The following is a 15,882-nucleotide window of genomic DNA, read 5'->3' as shown; positions in this document are numbered from 1 at the left end:
ATTCAACATCTGTTGACATAGCTCCTCGCGCGCGCATAATTCAACCCAGGGTGAATTAAGGGGTCACGATGCGCAGGCTCGTGCAGGTCGGCGCCGTGGCGGTGGTGCTCGCGCTCATGGCCTGGACCCTGCACGACCGGGTGCCGCGGCCCGCCGACGTGCTCGGCGCACTGCGGCACGCCGACACCCGCTGGCTGCTCGCCGCCGGGCTCGCCGAGTTCGTCTCGATGGCGATGTTCGCCAGGCAGCAGCGCAGGCTGCTCACCGCGTTCGGCGTCACCATGCGGCGCCGCAGGGCGCTCGCGCTGGCCTACAGCCGCTCGGCGATCTCGATCAGCCTGCCCGCCGGGTCGGCCGTGTCGGCGGCCTACGCCTTCCGCGAGTTCCGCGCGGGCGGAGCCGACCGCGCTGCCGCGACGGCGGTCATGGTCCTCTCGGGAGTGGTCTCCGCGATCGGTCTGGCCTTGCTGTGGGCGTCGGGGGCGCTCAGCACGGGCGCCGTGCACCTCGCCCGCGCGTGGCACACCCACCCGGCGCTCACCCTGGCGGGCGCGCTCGCGGTGCTCGCGGCGCTCGGCTGGATCGCGTACCGGCTGGTGGCGGCGCACCACACCCCTGCCAGGCCGAACCGGCCACGCAGACCGCCCCGGTGGCCGTGGCTCGCCACGGTGGTGACGCCGCTGACCGACGCGGCCGCGACGTCCCGCGCGGTCGCGCCCCGGCACTGGCTGCTCGCGCTCGGCGCCGCCGTCGCGAACTGGCTCACCGACATGCTGTGCCTGCTCGCCGCCGCCAACGCGTTCGGCGTCGGGCTCGGCGCGTTCGAACTGGCCACGATCTACGTGACCGTGCAGCTCGTCCGGCAGATCCCGCTGACGCCCGGCGGCATCGGCGTGATCGAGGTCGGCCTGCTCACGGGCCTCGTGTCCGCGGGAGCCGCCGAGCCGGCCGCCGCGGCGGCGGTGCTGGTCTACCGGCTCCTGTCGTGCTGGCTGATCATCCCCGTCGGCCTGCTGGCATGGCTGCTCCTGCGCTCACACGTCGTAGGAGGCGCCCTGCTCGACGAGGTCGGCGGGCCCGGAGAAGGCGGCGCGGGCCTCGGCGAGGATGGCGTCCCGGTCGCTCCACGGCGCGATGTGGGTGAGCAGCAGCCGCCCTGCCCCGGCGCGGGCGGCCAGCTCACCCGCCTGCCTGCCGGATAGGTGCACGCCCGCTGGCCGGTCCGGCGCGTCGGTCCAGGACGCCTCCGCCAGCAGCACGTCCGCGTCGGCGGCGAGCTTGTCGAGTGCCTCGCACGGCCCGGTGTCACCGGTGTAGGCGAGCGTGTGGCCGCCGTGCGAGAGCCGCAGGCCGAACGCCTCCGTCGGATGGTCCATCGGCACGGCGCTCAGCTCGAACGGGCCCACCCGCACCGGGGCGTGCGACAGCGAATGGAACTCGAACACGTCGGTCAGGTCGGTCCGCACACGCTCGGCCTCGTGCGGGGCGTACGCGTTGGCCAGCCTCGCGGGCGCCTCCACCGGGCCGAACACGGGAAGCCTGTGCGCGGTCACGTCGTACGGCGGCGCCGGATGGTAGCGGCGCAGCACGGTCAGCGCGCTGAAGTCGGCGCAGTGATCGGGGTGCAGGTGCGACAGGACGAGCGCGCCGAGATCGAAGGGGTCGCGCACGGCCTGCAGCTGCGCGAGCGTGCCGTTGCCGAGCTCGAGCCCCAGCACGAAGCCGTCGGCCTCGACGAGGTAACCGGACGCGGCGGCGTTCGGGCCGGGGATGCTGCCGGAACAGCCCAGGATGGTCAGTCGCACGATCGACACCCTGCCACGCGAGCGCGCCGCGCGCCCAGGGTCACGTGGCGGCGAGCACTCCCGGAGACAGGCCCATGAACCGGCTCGCCAGCTTCGCGAACGGCTCCGCGGGACCGGTGGCGACGAACTGGTGCCGGGGCTCGCCGTGCTCGGCCAGCAGATCCCGTTCGGTGAGCACCCGCACCACGTCCTTCGCGGTCTCCTCCGCGCTGGACACGAGCGTCACGTCGGGACCCATCACGATCTGCAGCACGCCGGTGAGCAGCGGATAGTGCGTGCAGCCGAGGATGAGCGTGTCGACGTCGGCCCGCACGAGCGGTTCGAGGTAGCCCTGCGCGAGCCCCAGCACCTGCCTGCCCGAGGTGATGCCGCGCTCGACGAAGTCGACGAACCGGGGGCAGGCGACGCTGGAGAGGCGGATGCCGTTCGCCGCGGCGAACGCGTCGTCGTAGGCGCGGGATCGCACGGTTCCCTCGGTGCCGATCAGTCCGATGTGCCCGGTGTGCGTGGCGGCGACGGCCCTGCGCACCGCGGGCAGCACCACCTCGATCACGGGAAGGTCGTAACGCTCTCGCGCGTCCCGCAGGCACGCGGCCGACGCCGTGTTGCAGGCGATCACGAGCGCCTTCACGCCGTCCTCGACGAGCCCGTCCAGCGCCGCCAGCGCGAGTTCGCGCGCCCTGGCGATGGGAAGCGGGCCGTACGGGGCATGGCGGGTGTCGCCGACATAGCGCAGGCTCTCGCCGGGAAGCTGGTCGGCGATGGCGCGAGCGACGGTCAACCCGCCGACGCCGGAGTCGAAGATTCCGATGGGGGCGTCAGCGTGACTCACGCCCCGAGCGTACCGGCGGCCCCCGGCGTGCCCTTCGCCTTGCGGGCGCGGGCGTTGTCGGACTTGGCCACCAGCCACGCGGCGAACACACCGCCGAGCGCGCCGAAGAGATGCCCCTGCCAGGAGATGCCGGGGTTGCCGGGCAGCACGCCCCACAGCATCCCGCCCCAGACGAACAGCAGCACGGCCGCCACGGCCAGCTGCCCGAAGCTGCGGTTGAACAGGCCCCGGACCAGCAGGAACGCGAGCCAGCCGAACGCGAGCCCCGACGCGCCTACCGTGACCACGTCCGGCGCCGCCGTGAGCCACACCCCGAGCCCGCCGACGACCCAGATCGTGGCCGTCACCGCGATCCACTGTCCGATACCGCCCGCCATCGCCAGGAACGCGAAGATCAGCACCGGGACGGTGTTGGCGAACAGGTGGCTCCAGCCGTCGTGCAGCACGGGCGCCCACGCGATGCCGTCGAGCCCGGACAGCGAGCGCGCCCGGATGCCGCCCTGGTCGAGATCCGCGGGCAGCAGCACGTCGAGCAGCTCGACGAGGTAGAGCACCACCGTGAACGACACCGCGACGATGCCCGCCGCCAGCGGTTTCGGCGGCACGATCCGGGCCGGGCTCTTCTTCGGTCCCTGCGTGGAGGGTGGCTGGGGCTGCGTGCTCACGGTTTCAGGCTACGTCGCGGGCGGAGGAGCTCACCTCGGTGAAAAACCCTGGGATTCGCCAGCGCTGTGACCCGCGGTGATCTGAATCTTTCCCAGCGTCCACTCCCGGCTCGTCAAGTGCCAAAATCGGTCGGCCCGGCGGTGTGTTTTCGCTAGGTTCGACCGGGTGATCGAGATCGACGTCGCCGCCTACCTCGCCCGCCTCGGGATCGAGGAGGCCGAACCGCCGAGCGTGGCGGCGCTGCACCGCCTGCACGCCGCCCACGTGGAACGGGTGCCGTACGAGACGCTGGAGATCCAGCTCGGCAGGCCGACCTCGCTCGATCCGGCCGAATCGGCGCGCCGGATCGTCGCGGGCCGCGGCGGGTACTGCTTCCACCTCAACGGCGCGTTCTCCGCGCTGCTGCGGCAGCTCGGCTACCGCGTCACCCGGCACCTCGGCGGCGCGCAGATGTCCGCGGCGGACCGTGCGGAGATCACCCGCGAGCACCTGGCACTGACCGTCGACGCCCTGCCCGGCGATCCCGAGACGGCGTGGTTCACCGACGTCGGGCTCGGCGACGGCCTGCACACGCCGTTGCCGCTGCGAACGGGCACCTACCGGCAGGGCCCGTTCACCTACGGGCTCGAGCCGTCACGGATCGCACCGGGCGGCTGGCGCATGGCGCACGACCCGAGCGGCAGCTTCTTCGCACTGGACTTCGCGCCCGGACCGGCCGAGATGGGCGACTTCGCCGACCGCCACGAGTACCTGTCCACCTCGCCGGACTCCGGGTTCGTGCGGACGTGCACGGTGCAGCGCCGCGACGCGGGCGGCGTCGACGTCCTGCGCGCGCTCACCCTCACCAGAACCCCCGGCACGCGGACGGTGCTGGAGACCGAGCACGACTGGTGGGCCGCACTCGGCGACGTCTTCGGAATCCCGGCGGCCGGCTTCACCGGCGAGGAACGTGCCCGGCTGTGGCGCACGGTGGTCGCCCAGCACGAGCGGTTCCTCGCCGGTCAGGCCCAGAGCTGACCGTCGAGCCGCTCGGCGGCCTCGTCGAGGGAGCCGCTGTAGGCGCCGGTGGAGAGGTACTTCCAGCCCGCGTCGGCGACGACGAACGCCACGTCCGCCTTCTGCCCCTTGGCCACCGCCTTCTCGGCGATACCGAGTGCGGCGTGCAGCACGGCGCCCGTGGAGATGCCCGCGAAGATGCCCTCGTGCTCCAGCAGCTCCCTGGTCCGGCGCAGCGCGTCGTAGGCGCCCACCGAGTACCGGCCGCTCAGCACGTCGGGATCGTACAGCTCGGGCACGAACCCCTCGTCGAGGTTGCGCAGCCCGTACACCAGCTCGCCGTAGCGCGGCTCGGCGGCCACGATCTGCACGTCCGGCTTGTGGTCCCGCATATAGCGGCCGACCCCGACGAGCGTGCCCGTGGTGCCGAGCCCGCCGACGAAGTGGGTCAGCGTCGGCAGGTCCTTGAGCAGCTCAGGGCCGGTGCCGTAGTAGTGCGCGTCGGCGTTGGCCGGGTTGCCGTACTGGTAGAGCATCACCCAGTCCGGGTTGGTCTTGGCCAGCTCCTTCGCGCGGCGCACGGCCTCGTTCGACCCGCCCGCGGCGGGCGAGTAGACGATGCGCGCGCCGTAGGCCTGCAGCAGCTGCTTGCGCTCGGCGGAGGTGTTCTCCGGCATCACGCACACCAGGCCGTAGCCCTTGAGCTTGGCGGCCATCGCGAGCGAGATGCCCGTGTTGCCCGAGGTCGGCTCCAGGATCGTGGAGCCGCGGCGCAGCAGGCCGTCGCGCTCGGCGGCCTCGATCATGGCCAGCGCGGGCCGGTCCTTGATCGAACCGGTGGGGTTGCGGTCCTCCAGCTTGGCCCACAGCCGGACGTCGTCCGACGGGGACAGCCGGGGCAGCCCCACCAGCGGCGTACCGCCGAGCGCGTCGAGCAGTGACTCGTAGCGAGCCATGGTCAGCGCGCGCCGCCGGCGACCGCGGGCAGGATCGTCACGGTGTCCCCGTCCTTGACCTCGGCGTCGAGCCCGCCGGAGAACCGGACGTCCTCGTCGTTGACGTAGACGTTGACGAAGCGGTGCAGCTTCTCGTCCTTGACCAGGCGAGCCTTGAGTCCTCCGTGCCTGGCCTCGATGTCGTCGATGACCTCCAGCACCGTCTTGCCGGACGCCTCGACGGACTTCTCGCCGCCGGTGTGCGTACGCAGGATGGTCGGGATCGACACGGTCACGGCCATGAGTTACCTCCGCAAGTGGTTATGACAGGACAAGCGTTCACGAGGACGGGGAAATTCCCGCCTGTGACCTACGCGTCGGGTACGTCGTCGCTACCGGTGTTGGCGAACATGTACGACTCGACGACCTCGACCGGCTCCTCGGTCACGACGCCGTCGACGATGCGGTAGGACCGGAACTCGTGCTCGTCCGCGTCCCTGGTCGACACCAGCACGTAGTGCGCGAACGGCTCCTGCGCCAGCTTGATGTCGGTGCGGGAGGGGTACGCCTCGGTCGCGGTGTGCGAGTGGTAGATCACGACGGGCGTCTCGTCGTTGGCGGCCATCTCGCGGTACAGCTTGAGCAGGTCACCGGAGTCGAACTCGTAGAACGTCGGCGAGCGCGCGGCGTTCACCATCGGGATGAACCGCTCGGGACGGTCGCTGCCGTCGTCGGGGCCTGCGATGACACCGCACGCCTCGTCGGGGTGGTCACGACGGGCGTGCGCGACGATCGCGTCCACGAGGTCACGGCGGATCCGAAGCACGGTGAACATCTTACGGGCTGGATACCGGGTGTTCACACCGTGAGACGAGCCACGAACGTCACACCTCGCGAGTCGTGCACTCAGGACCGCGAGTCGTGCACTCAGGACCGCGAGTCGTGCACTCAGGACCGCGAGTTGTGCGTTCCCGACGCCGAGTTGTGCGTTCCCGCACGTACCCGCGCCGCCAACGCACGACTCGCGAACCGGAACGCACGACTCGCGAACCGGAACGCACGACTCGCGAACCGGAACGCACGACTCGCGGCACGGGAACGCACGACTCGCGGGCCGGCTACGGCTTGAAGGCCTCCGGCCAGACGTCGCGGTACGCGGGCAGGCCGGGGACGCCGGTCGCCGCGAGCAGGCCACGCACCATCGCGCGGGTGAACACCCTCGCGGCGGCGGAACAGAGCGTGTCGAGGGACACCATGCGGCTCGCCTCGCCGATGCGGCCGCGCTCGCTCGGCAGCTCCCGCTCACCCGTGGCCAGCGCGAACACGGTGTCGCCGTCGAACATGGTGTGCGCGGGGCGCACGGCACGCGCGAGCCCGTCCTGACCGGCGACGGCGAGCCTGCGGCACTCCGCCTTCGACAGCGCCGCGTCGACGGCGACCACGCCGATCGTGGTGTTGAGGTCCTTCGCCCGCGCCGAGGAAAGGTCACCCGGCCTGCCCGGCCACCGGGCGACGCCGAACTCGCCGTCGACCTCGTGATCCGCGGCGAAGGGCTCCCCGGTGCCGAGGCGCACGGCCTCGCCGGAGGCGTTCACCACCGCGAGCGCGCCCACCACGAACCCGTCGACCACCTCGCTCGCCGTGCCGACGCCGCCCTTGAGGGAGCCGACCTGCGCACCGGCCCCCGCGCCGACCGTGCCCAGCTCGACGGGGCCGTCCGCGGCCGCCTCGCACGCCGCGTAGCCGAACGAGGCGTCGGGCCGGTTGCCCCACGCGCTGCGCGGCAGGTCGAAGATCACGGCCCCTGGCACGATCGGGACCACCTGGTGGGGCTCGGTGCCGGCGGGAAAGCCCAGCTCATTCTCGCCGAGCCAGCGCATCACGCCGTCCGCGGCGGCGAGCCCGTACGCGCTGCCCCCTGACAGGCACACGGCGTTGACCCGCTGCACGAGGTTCTCCGGCTCCAGCAGGTTCGTCTCCCGCGTGCCGGGCGCGCCGCCCCGCTGGTCGACGGCGGCGACGGCCTCACCGGGCACGAGCACCACGGTGGTGCCCGTGGCCCAGCCGTCGCCCACCCGGTGGTGGTGGCCGACGAGCACGCCCGGCACGTCCGTGATGGCGTTCAGCATCACTCGGTGAGCGCCTGCACGAGGCTCTCCTGCACCCAGGTCAGCCAGTGGTAGACGCCCAGGTGCGGCGCCCTCGGGTCCTCCTCGGGCAGCTCGTCCGGCATGTCGTCGGTGACGTCGAGCGCGGTGCCGAGCGCGAGCCGCACGTCGTTGAGGGCGGACAGCCACGCGTCGGCCTGCTCGTAGGTCAGCCGGATGTCGCCGCCCTCGGGCGGCAGGGTGTCCATGACGACGGCGGCGACGCCGACCTTGGCGTCCAGCACCTCCGGCTCGTGCAGCGAGCGCAGCGCGGCGACCGAGTCGAGGTCCTCGGTCGAGGGATTGTCGGGGTCCAGCTTGTGGAAGTCGGGCAGCAACCGGGACAGCACCGGGTCGTTGGGGCTCTCCGAGGGACCCGTCTTGATGCCGGTCAGCTCCGAGAGCTCGTCCTCCGGCGCCTCCTGCGCACGGGCGCGCAGCATGTCGTCGACCTGGCTGACGAGGCCGCGCAGCACCGCGGCCTCCTGCTGCTCGAAACCGGCGAGCACCTTGCCGCCCTTGCGGCGCCAGCCCTTCACGGCTGTTCCATCGTGGCCCACAGGCCTGCCGCGTGGAGCTTGGCGACGTCGCCCTCCACCTTCTCCTTGGTACCGGACGACACGACGGCCTTTCCCTTGTGGTGCACGTCGAGCATGAGCTTCGTGGCGTGGTCCCTGCTGTACCCGAACAGCTTCTGGAACACGTACGTCACGTACGACATCAGGTTCACCGGGTCGTTCCAGACGATGGTCTGCCACGGACTGTCCCCGGCTGCGGCGTCCGCACCGAGTGTCTCTTCGGCCTCGACAGGCGTGGTCATGGCTCCATGTTGTCACGCCTTGAAGGGGCGGTGCGGCACCGGTCGGGCCGTGTGGGTGAATAGTCTTCCCGGTATGGCCGAACAGAGCGGCAACAGCGACAACAGCACAGCGCTGCTGACCGACCACTACGAACTGACCATGCTCGGCAGTGCGCTCGCCGACGGCACGGGCGAGCGGGACTGTGTGTTCGAGGTCTTCGCACGCAGGCTTCCCTCGGGCCGCAGGTACGGCGTCGTCGCCGGTACCGCCAGGGTCGTCGACGCGATCACCGACTTCCGGTTCACCGACGCCGAGATCGCCCAGTTGGAAACCACGGCGGTGGTGGACGGCGACACGCTGTCGTGGCTCGCCGACTACGAGTTCTCCGGCGACGTCGACGGTTACCCCGAGGGCGAGCTGTACTTCCCCGGCTCCCCGATCCTCACGGTGCGGGGCTCGTTCGCCGAATGCGTGGTGCTGGAGACGGTGGCGCTCTCGATCCTCAACCACGACAGTGCGGTGGCCTCGGCGGCGGCGCGCATGTCCAGCGCGGCACACGGCAGGCCGATCATCGAGATGGGCGGGCGGCGCACCCACGAGCAGGCCGCCGTCGCGGCCGCGCGGGCCGCGTACCTCGCCGGGTTCGCGACGACGTCCAACCTGGAAGCCGGCCGCCGCTACGGGATCCCGACGCGCGGTACGGTCGCGCACGCGTTCATGTTGCTGCACGACACCGAGGAGGCGGCGTTCCGCGCGCAGATCGAGAAGATGGGCGTGGACACGACACTGCTGGTGGACACCTACGACATCACCGCGGGTATCGAGACGGCCGTGCGGGTGGCGGGCCCCGAGCTCGGGGCGATCCGCATCGACTCCGGTGATGTCGGTGTGCTCGCCCGCAAGGCCCGCGAGCAGCTCGACTCCCTCGGCGCCAAGGACACCCGGATCGTGGTGTCCGGGGATCTCGACGAGCACGCGATCGCCGCGCTGCGGGCCGAACCCGTCGACGCGTACGGAGTGGGCACGTCGGTGGTCACCGGTTCGGGCGCGCCGACGGCCGGAATGGTGTACAAGCTGGTCGAGGTCGACGGCAAGCCGGTCGCGAAACGCAGCGAGCACAAGGCATCTCGAGGGGGCCGCAAGTCGGCGTTGCGCAGGCACAAGCCGACCGGGACCGCACTGGAGGAGGTCGTCTACCCGACCGCGAAGCCGCCGGAGCCGGCCGAGCACGACCGCGAGCTGCTCATCCCCCTCATGCGCGCTGGACAACCGGTGGACGAGCTGCCCACCCTTGAGGACGGAAGGCAACGGCTGCGGCGCGCGCTGGTCAGCCTGCCGTGGGAGGGGCTCAAGCTCTCCGGCGGCGACCCGGCCATCCCCACGACCTTCAGCTGAGGAGGACGAGATGACGACCGCGCTGATCGTGGTGGACGTGCAGAACGACTTCTGCGAGGGCGGTGCGCTCGCGGTGACCGGCGGTGCCGCGGTCGCGGAGGCGATCTCGCGGCACCTGCGCGACAACGACTACGCGCACGTGGTGGCCACGAGGGACTACCACATCGATCCGGGCGCGCACTTCAGTGACGAACCCGACTTCGTGCGCTCGTGGCCCCGGCACTGCGTGGCGGGCACGGCGGGCGCGGGCTTCCACCCGCAGCTCGACGTCGGCCCCATCACGGCGGTGTTCTCGAAGGGCCAGTACAGCGACGGCTATTCCGGCTTCGAGGGCGCGACCGACTCCGGCGAGCAGCTGGCGGACTGGCTGCGCGAACGGGACGTGACCGAGGTGGAGGTGGCCGGCATCGCGACCGACCACTGTGTCCGTGCCACGGCGCTCGACGCGGCGAGGGCGGGCTTCACCGTACGCGTGCTCGCCGACCTGACCGCGGGCGTCTCGGCGTCCACTGTGGACAAAGCGCTCGCGGAGCTGAAGTCGGAGGGCGTCGAGGTCGGCGGAAGTCCCCGGGTCGCTTCGTGACCGTTCCCGGTCTGCTGACCTTCGGCGAGAGCCTCGCCGGGTTCAGCGTCTCCGAGGGCAAGCTGCGGCACGCCACCACGGCCGACGTCGGCATCACGGGGTCGGAGTCCACGGTGGCCATCGGCGTGGCCAGGCTCGGCATCGAGTCGGCGTGGGCGGGCCGCGTCGGCGCCGACGAGCCGGGAGCGCTGGTGCTCTCGCGGCTGCGAGAGGAAGGTGTGGACACCTCGGCGGCCGTCACCGACCAGGAGGCGCCGACCGGGCTGGCCCTCAAGGACTTCCGCACACCCGACTCGCCGCGCGTCGCCTACTACCGGCACGGCAGCGCGGGTTCCCGCCTGTGTCCCGAGGACATCTGCGAGGACCGCGTCGCCGACGCGGGTGTGCTGCACCTGTCCGGGATCACGCCCGCGCTGTCCGGCACCGCGGCCAAGGCGGTGTTCGCGGCGATCGAGGTCGCGAACGCCGAGGGCGTTCCGGTGTCGTTCGACCTCGGCTACCGGCACGCGCTGTGGTCGCCGGACGAGGCGCGTCCGGTGCTGCTGGACCTGGTGGCCAAGGCCGACATCGTGTTCGCGGGCGACGACGAGGCGCGGCTGCTCGGCTTCGACGGCACCGCTGAGGAGCTCGCGGAGAGCCTGTCGGGGCTGGGGCCGGACGAGGTGGTGGTGCGGCTGGGGCCGAGGGGCGCGGTCGCGGAGCTGCACGGCTCGCGCTACGACGTGCCCTCCTACCCGGTCCGCGCGGTCGACGCCGACGGCGCCGACGACGCGTTCGTGGCCGGCTACCTCGCGGACTTCCTCACCGGAGCGCCGCCGGAGCGGCGCGTGCGCACGGCCGCCGCGTGCCGTGCGCTCGCGCTGTCCGTGGAGGGCGACTGGCAAGGCCTGCCCGACCGGGAGGAGCTGACGCAGCTCTCCCGGCCTCGCTAGCCGCCGTAGGGGTCGCAGCTCGCCGTGCCGACGCGGATGTCACCGCTGGCGGGCCCGCCCTGCGGGAACAGCTTGATGCGCAGTGCGGTCGTGGCGAGGCTGCCGTCGGGCGGGGTCGGCGCGGTGAACTCGTTGAGGACGAGCTCGGCCAGCGGCGGGTCGCCCTGCACCCTGCCGGGGATCGTGATGGTGTGGTTCGGCGGAATGTCCTGCGGCAGCGTGAATCCGGAGACGCCGCCCAGCTCGACGTAGCCGCTGCTGCCGTTGGTGGTGGTGCGGCACTCGGCCGAGAACGTGCGCACCCGGATCGTCGGCCCGCCGAACTGCGAGAGCACGGACGTCTCGAACCGCTGGCCCGTCGCCTTGGCGCTGGACACGCCGTCGCCGGCGCGCGTGCAGCTGGTCTCGCCCCTGCCGAACTCGGTGTCGGCGCCGACGTCCACGCCGTCCGAGGCGCCGGCCGCCGGTCCCGCGACGTCGCACGCGGCGATCGGCCCCGCCTGGGTGACCTCCCCGTTCACGACCAGGTCCGCCGAGCCGAGTGACGCCGACGCGGTCGAGACGGTCTGCGCCTGAGCCTGTCCCGGCAGCGCGAGGGCTCCGGCCGCGAGAACGGCCACCACCACAGCCCTGTTGATCTTCGCCATGTGCGTTCCTTCCGAGATCGCCTGCTGACCCGCACACGACATCGGCGGAGCCGCGCCGTCACCTGACCCGGTCGCCGCGGAGTCACTCGCTCGTGTGACTCCGCGGCCTGCCGGTCAGCGCCGCGAGAGGGTGCGGATGTCGGCGAGGATCACCGCCTCCTGCTCGTCGGTGAACCCGGCCTTGCGGACGGCCTGCTCGGCGAGCCGCCAGCGGCCCTCGTCGAGGTGCCGCAGGATCGTGGCGGTGTCGTGTGCCGCGATCCCGGCCTCGGCCACCAGCACCCGCACACCCGTGACGTCCACGACGAGGTCGAACGTCGTGCTCGTCTCCGCCGTGCCACCGGGCCCTTCGGCGACGGCGGTCAGCTTGTGCTCACCCGCCGCGAGGCCGCGCAGGTCCAGCGGGGCGCCCGCCTCGACGGGCTCGCCGTCGAGCGTGACGGTCACGGTGTCGGCGTCGCGGGCGTCCACGGCGACCACGGCCGTGGAGTAGCGCCGCAGCTGCGCGCCGTCGGCGGGCGCGACGAGCGACACGGCCGGCTTCGCGGGCGTGTCCTGCCCGGCCCGCTGCCGCCAGCCGAAATGCTCACCGGCCTTGTTCGTGATGACGGCGTCGACACCGATCTCCGCCAGCCGCGCCCAGGTCCCGGCGTCGTCGATCGTGTACGGCATCACGGCGATGCCGGCGTCATTGAGCGTGGCCACCGTGCCGGGCCTGGTCAGCAGCGCAGCCGACGACGGGTTGTAGGCGACCACGCCGAGGTCGCGTGCCGTGGCGAGCGGATCGGCGTCCAGCGTTCCCCGCAGCAGGCCGAGCGGGATCTCCGGCGCCAGCTCGCGCGCGTCACGCAGCACCCGCTCATCGAAGCTCTGCAGCAGCACCTGCTCGGACATGCCGCGCTCGGTGACCTCGGCGAGGATGCCCCCGGTCTCGGCGCGCGTCTCCGGGCCCTTCACCTCCAGCAGCAGCGTCGAACCGCTGCCCTTGACGAGGTCGAGCACCTCGCCGAGCGTCGGCACGCGCTGACCGGCGAACGCGGGCGAGAACCACGAGCCCGCATCGAGACCGGTGACGTGGTCGGCGGTGAGCTTCGAGATGTCGCCGGTGCCGTCGGTGGTGCGGTCGACGGTGTTGTCGTGCATCACCACGGGCACACCGTCGGCGGTGGTCTGCGCGTCGATCTCGACGTACTCGGAGCCCGCCCTGATCCCGGCCTCCACGGCGGCGAGCGTGTTCTCCGGCGCGACCGAGGAGTAGCCGCGGTGGGCGACGGTCAGCGGCAGCGCGCCGTCGGGCTGCGTCACGGGCAGCGGTTCCAGCTCGGTGACCTTGACGTCGTCGACGCTGATCCGCGCGCCGTCGGCGATGAGGCCCAGCACGCCGTCGGTGCTGCGCCGCACCTGTGTCGACGTGAGTACGGTCTGCCCGTCGAACGACCACGTCGCGCGGCTGCCGTGCACCTCGATGGCCACCCGGATGTCCCGGCCGGTGCCCGCGTCGTACGGCGCGGCGCCCGCGTTGGTGACGTTCCAGGTGTTGCCCTCGGTGCGCCCCGCGAACTCGACGCCGTTGCTCGCGGTCGACGCCGAGCGCATGATCGCCTGGCTCCACGGCACGGCGCCGGACGGGTCGGTGTCGAGCACGAGACCGGCCCAGCGGCTCGTGTTGTTGACGGACTCGAACCGGATGGTCGCCTCGGCGCGGAAGTCGCGCAGGTGCGAGCCGAACGTGATCCTCGACAGGCTGCCGGGCTCGGTGTTGACCAGGCGGCCTCCGGTGACCTGCCACTGCCCCGCCACGGGCCGCCAGCCGTCGGGCAGCGCGGTGCCGTCGAAGGATTCGTCGACGACGACGTCGCCGGGCTCGGCGACGGCGACCGGGGACAGGGCCGGGCCCGCGACGGCGACCGTGGCGACCGCCAGCAGGCAGGCGAGGATGCGGGATCGGATGCGTCTCATCCGGCAGACGTTATGACCGGTTCGCGAAGGATCGATGAGACGTGAATGGACCGTTCGTGATCAATGGGCGACCAGTTGGCGCGCACCGAGCCCGGAACTGACGCACCCGGGCGGTAACGTCTCGATCGTGCCCACCTCCATCTCCACGCTGCCCAGCGTCCGCGATCTCCTCTCGCACGCCGTCGAGGCCGTGGGCGGAGCCGAGCGCGAGGGCCAGGTGCGGATGGCGGAGGCGGTCGCCACAGCGATCCGCACCGGCGAGCACCTCGCCGTACAGGCGGGCACCGGCACCGGGAAATCGCTGGCGTACCTCGTGCCCGCGATCCGGTACGCGGTGGAGCACGAGGCGACCGTGGTGGTCTCCACGGCCACGATCGCGCTGCAGCGCCAGCTCGTCGACCGGGACCTGCCGAGGCTCGCGAAGGCGCTGAAGAAGCCGCTCGGCAGGGAACCCACGTTCGCGATCCTCAAGGGCAGGCGCAACTACCTCTGCATGCACCGCGTGCACACCGGCGCCCCCGAGGAGCCCGAGGACACCGGGCTGTTCGACGCGTTCGCCGTCTCCCGCATCGGCAGGGAGGTCAAGCGCCTGCACGAATGGTCGTCCGACACCGAGACCGGCGACCGCGACGAGCTCGTGCCCGGTGTGTCCGAGCAGGCGTGGCGGCAGGTGTCGGTGACGGCCCGCGAATGCCTCGGCGTCGCCCGCTGCCCCATCGGCACCGACTGTTTCGCCGAGCGCGCACGGGGCGAGGCGGGCCGCGCTGACGTGGTGGTGACCAACCACGCGCTGCTCGCGATCGACGCGCTGCAGGAGTACCAGGTGCTGCCGGAGCACGACCTGGTGGTGATCGACGAGGCGCACGAGCTGGTCGACCGCGTGACCTCCGTCGCGACGTCCGAGCTCACCACGTCGCTGATCTCCGCGGCCACCCGGCGCTGCGGCAGGCTCATCGACGCCGACATCGCCGACCGGTTGCTGGAGGCGGGCGACGGGCTCGCACTGGTGCTCGACGAGCTGCCGCCGGGCCGCATGGACACGCTGCCGACGCCGCTGGGCGGTGCGCTCACCGTCGTCCGCGACGCCGCGCACGCGTGCCTCACCGCGCTCGGTTCCGAGCGCAAGGAGGACGTCGAGGAGGCCACGGCGCGCAAGCTCGCCCGCTCGATGCTCGACGAGGTGCACGACACGGCGGTGCGGTTGCTCGACGCCTTCGACGAGGACCAGGCACACCGGCTCGACGTCGTGTGGCTCTCCGGTGATCAGTACTCGGCCTCGCCCCGGCCGCCCGCGCTGCACGTCGCACCGCTGTCGGTGGGCGGGCTGCTGCGGGAGCGGGTATTCGCGCGCAGCACCACGGTGCTGACGTCCGCGACACTGGCGCTCGGCGGCGCGTTCGACACGCTGGCGAGGCAGTGGGGGCTACCACCGTCGCCGAAGCCGACGGTCAAGGCGGAGGGCACAGCCACGGACAAGCCCGCGCCGTCGGACAACGACGGTCCCCGCTGGAGCGGGCTCGACGTGGGCTCGCCGTTCGACTACCGCAAGCACGGAATCCTGTACGTGGCCAAGCATCTCCCGCCGCCGGGCCGCGACGGGCTCGGCGAGCGCACCCTCGACGAGATCGCCGAGCTGATCGACGCGGCGGGCGGGCGCGCGCTGGGGCTGTTCTCGTCCATGCGCGCGGCGAAACAAGCCACCGAGGAGCTGCGTGACCGGGTCAAGCACCCGATCCTCTGCCAGGGTGACGACTCCACGTCCTTGCTGGTCGGCAAGTTCGCCGACGACCCGCGCACGTGCCTGTTCGGCACGCTCTCGCTGTGGCAGGGCGTCGACGTTCCCGGCCCCTCGCTGCAGCTGGTGATCGTCGACCGGCTGCCCTTCCCGCGCCCAGACGACCCCGTGTCGTCGGCGCGGCAGCGGGCCGTGGAAGCCCGTGGCGGCAACGGTTTCCTCACCGTCGCGGCCACCCACGCCGCGTTGTTGCTGGCACAGGGCACGGGGCGGCTGCATCGGTCCGTCACCGACAAGGGTGTCGTCGCGGTGCTCGACTCTCGCCTGGCGACGGCGCGCTACGGCGGATTCCTGCGCGCGTCGCTGCCGCCGCTGTGGCCGACGCACGACCCGAAGGTCGCACGGGACGCCCTGCGCAGGCTGGACGCCGCCGCCCCGTCCTGAGCGCCG

16 protein-coding genes and 1 pseudogene are annotated in these 15,882 nt (G+C 72.2%); 6 read left to right on the top strand and 11 right to left on the bottom strand.

All coding sequences use genetic code 11. The features are described from left to right. Positions 1 to 68 precede the first annotated feature (68 nt). Positions 69 to 1,019 (top strand): annotated as a pseudogene (locus tag BA062_RS17495) (lysylphosphatidylglycerol synthase transmembrane domain-containing protein); the annotation flags it as partial. Positions 1,020 to 1,034: 15 nt separating this feature from the next. On the opposite strand, the gene BA062_RS40525 reads toward BA062_RS17495, so the two are convergent. The 3 genes from BA062_RS40525 to BA062_RS17480 are packed head-to-tail and all read right to left on the bottom strand — an operon-like array spanning position 1,035 to position 3,245. Further along, positions 1,035 to 1,805 (bottom strand): MBL fold metallo-hydrolase, encoded by a 771-nt coding sequence (locus BA062_RS40525; RefSeq protein WP_146240049.1) that lies wholly within the window; start codon positions 1,803 to 1,805, stop codon positions 1,035 to 1,037. 40 nt (positions 1,806 to 1,845) lie between these two features. Beyond that, positions 1,846 to 2,637, bottom strand: a complete 792-nt coding sequence (murI, locus tag BA062_RS17485) for a glutamate racemase (RefSeq protein ID WP_110337937.1) — start codon at positions 2,635 to 2,637, stop codon at positions 1,846 to 1,848. Next, positions 2,634 to 3,245 (bottom strand): rhomboid family intramembrane serine protease, encoded by a 612-nt coding sequence (locus BA062_RS17480; protein ID WP_110338336.1) that lies wholly within the window; start codon positions 3,243 to 3,245, stop codon positions 2,634 to 2,636. The genes murI and BA062_RS17480 overlap by 4 nt, the downstream gene beginning before the upstream one ends. A gap of 223 nt (positions 3,246 to 3,468) precedes the next feature. On the opposite strand from BA062_RS17480, the gene BA062_RS17475 reads away from it, so the two are divergent. After that, positions 3,469 to 4,320, top strand: a complete 852-nt coding sequence (locus BA062_RS17475) for an arylamine N-acetyltransferase family protein (RefSeq protein WP_110337935.1) — start codon at positions 3,469 to 3,471, stop codon at positions 4,318 to 4,320. On the opposite strand, the gene BA062_RS17470 is transcribed toward BA062_RS17475, so the two are convergent. The 6 genes from BA062_RS17470 to clpS form a co-directional block, all read right to left on the bottom strand. Then, positions 4,305 to 5,255: a PLP-dependent cysteine synthase family protein gene (locus BA062_RS17470; protein WP_110337933.1), complete on the bottom strand. Its 951-nt coding sequence runs from the start codon at positions 5,253 to 5,255 to the stop codon at positions 4,305 to 4,307. The genes BA062_RS17475 and BA062_RS17470 overlap by 16 nt on opposite strands. A gap of 2 nt (positions 5,256 to 5,257) precedes the next feature. After that, the gene (locus BA062_RS17465) at positions 5,258 to 5,536 is read right to left on the bottom strand and encodes a MoaD/ThiS family protein (protein WP_110337931.1); all 279 of its coding nucleotides are present in this window, start codon (positions 5,534 to 5,536) and stop codon (positions 5,258 to 5,260) included. Positions 5,537 to 5,604: 68 nt separating this feature from the next. Beyond that, positions 5,605 to 6,069 carry a M67 family metallopeptidase gene (locus BA062_RS17460; protein WP_110337929.1) on the bottom strand — a complete coding sequence of 155 codons (465 nt, stop codon included), beginning with the start codon at positions 6,067 to 6,069 and terminating at the stop codon, positions 5,605 to 5,607. A 283-nt stretch (positions 6,070 to 6,352) separates the two neighbouring features. Further along, the gene (locus tag BA062_RS17455; RefSeq protein ID WP_110337927.1) at positions 6,353 to 7,363 is read right to left on the bottom strand and encodes a P1 family peptidase; all 1,011 of its coding nucleotides are present in this window, start codon (positions 7,361 to 7,363) and stop codon (positions 6,353 to 6,355) included. Further along, positions 7,363 to 7,920, bottom strand: coding sequence for a DUF2017 domain-containing protein (locus BA062_RS17450; protein WP_110337925.1), 558 nt, complete (start codon positions 7,918 to 7,920; stop codon positions 7,363 to 7,365). Before BA062_RS17450 ends, BA062_RS17455 begins: the two co-directional genes overlap by 1 nt. Next, positions 7,917 to 8,201, bottom strand: a complete 285-nt coding sequence (gene clpS / locus BA062_RS17445; protein WP_110337923.1) for an ATP-dependent Clp protease adapter ClpS — start codon at positions 8,199 to 8,201, stop codon at positions 7,917 to 7,919. The genes BA062_RS17450 and clpS overlap by 4 nt, the downstream gene beginning before the upstream one ends. A gap of 73 nt (positions 8,202 to 8,274) precedes the next feature. On the opposite strand from clpS, the gene BA062_RS17440 reads away from it, so the two are divergent. The 3 genes from BA062_RS17440 to BA062_RS17430 are packed head-to-tail and all read left to right on the top strand — an operon-like array spanning position 8,275 to position 11,091. Beyond that, on the top strand, positions 8,275 to 9,576 hold the full coding sequence (locus BA062_RS17440) for a nicotinate phosphoribosyltransferase (protein ID WP_110337921.1): 1,302 nt from the start codon (positions 8,275 to 8,277) through the stop codon (positions 9,574 to 9,576). Positions 9,577 to 9,586: 10 nt separating this feature from the next. Then, positions 9,587 to 10,159, top strand: coding sequence for a nicotinamidase (locus BA062_RS17435; protein WP_110337919.1), 573 nt, complete (start codon positions 9,587 to 9,589; stop codon positions 10,157 to 10,159). Beyond that, a complete protein-coding gene (locus BA062_RS17430; protein WP_110337917.1) occupies positions 10,156 to 11,091 on the top strand; it encodes a sugar kinase in 936 nt (311 codons plus the stop codon). The genes BA062_RS17435 and BA062_RS17430 overlap by 4 nt, the downstream gene beginning before the upstream one ends. Here BA062_RS17430 and BA062_RS17425 read toward each other — a convergent pair. Then, positions 11,088 to 11,738 (bottom strand): hypothetical protein, encoded by a 651-nt coding sequence (locus tag BA062_RS17425; protein ID WP_110337915.1) that lies wholly within the window; start codon positions 11,736 to 11,738, stop codon positions 11,088 to 11,090. The two genes, BA062_RS17430 and BA062_RS17425, sit on opposite strands and share 4 nt — an antisense overlap. A gap of 114 nt (positions 11,739 to 11,852) precedes the next feature. Next, on the bottom strand, positions 11,853 to 13,697 hold the full coding sequence (locus BA062_RS17420) for a glycerophosphodiester phosphodiesterase (protein WP_110337913.1): 1,845 nt from the start codon (positions 13,695 to 13,697) through the stop codon (positions 11,853 to 11,855). Positions 13,698 to 13,824: 127 nt separating this feature from the next. On the opposite strand from BA062_RS17420, the gene BA062_RS17415 reads away from it, so the two are divergent. Further along, complete coding sequence (locus BA062_RS17415; RefSeq protein WP_245959867.1) at positions 13,825 to 15,876, top strand: ATP-dependent DNA helicase; 2,052 nt, start codon at positions 13,825 to 13,827, stop codon at positions 15,874 to 15,876. Positions 15,877 to 15,882: the final 6 nt, after the last annotated feature.

It is taken from the genome of Prauserella flavalba (assembly GCF_003202235.1).
In the GTDB taxonomy this organism is placed as follows: domain Bacteria; phylum Actinomycetota; class Actinomycetes; order Mycobacteriales; family Pseudonocardiaceae; genus Prauserella_A; species Prauserella_A flavalba.
Note: the sequence above shows the minus strand (reverse complement) of the source record. Positions and strands in the feature narration are given on the sequence as shown.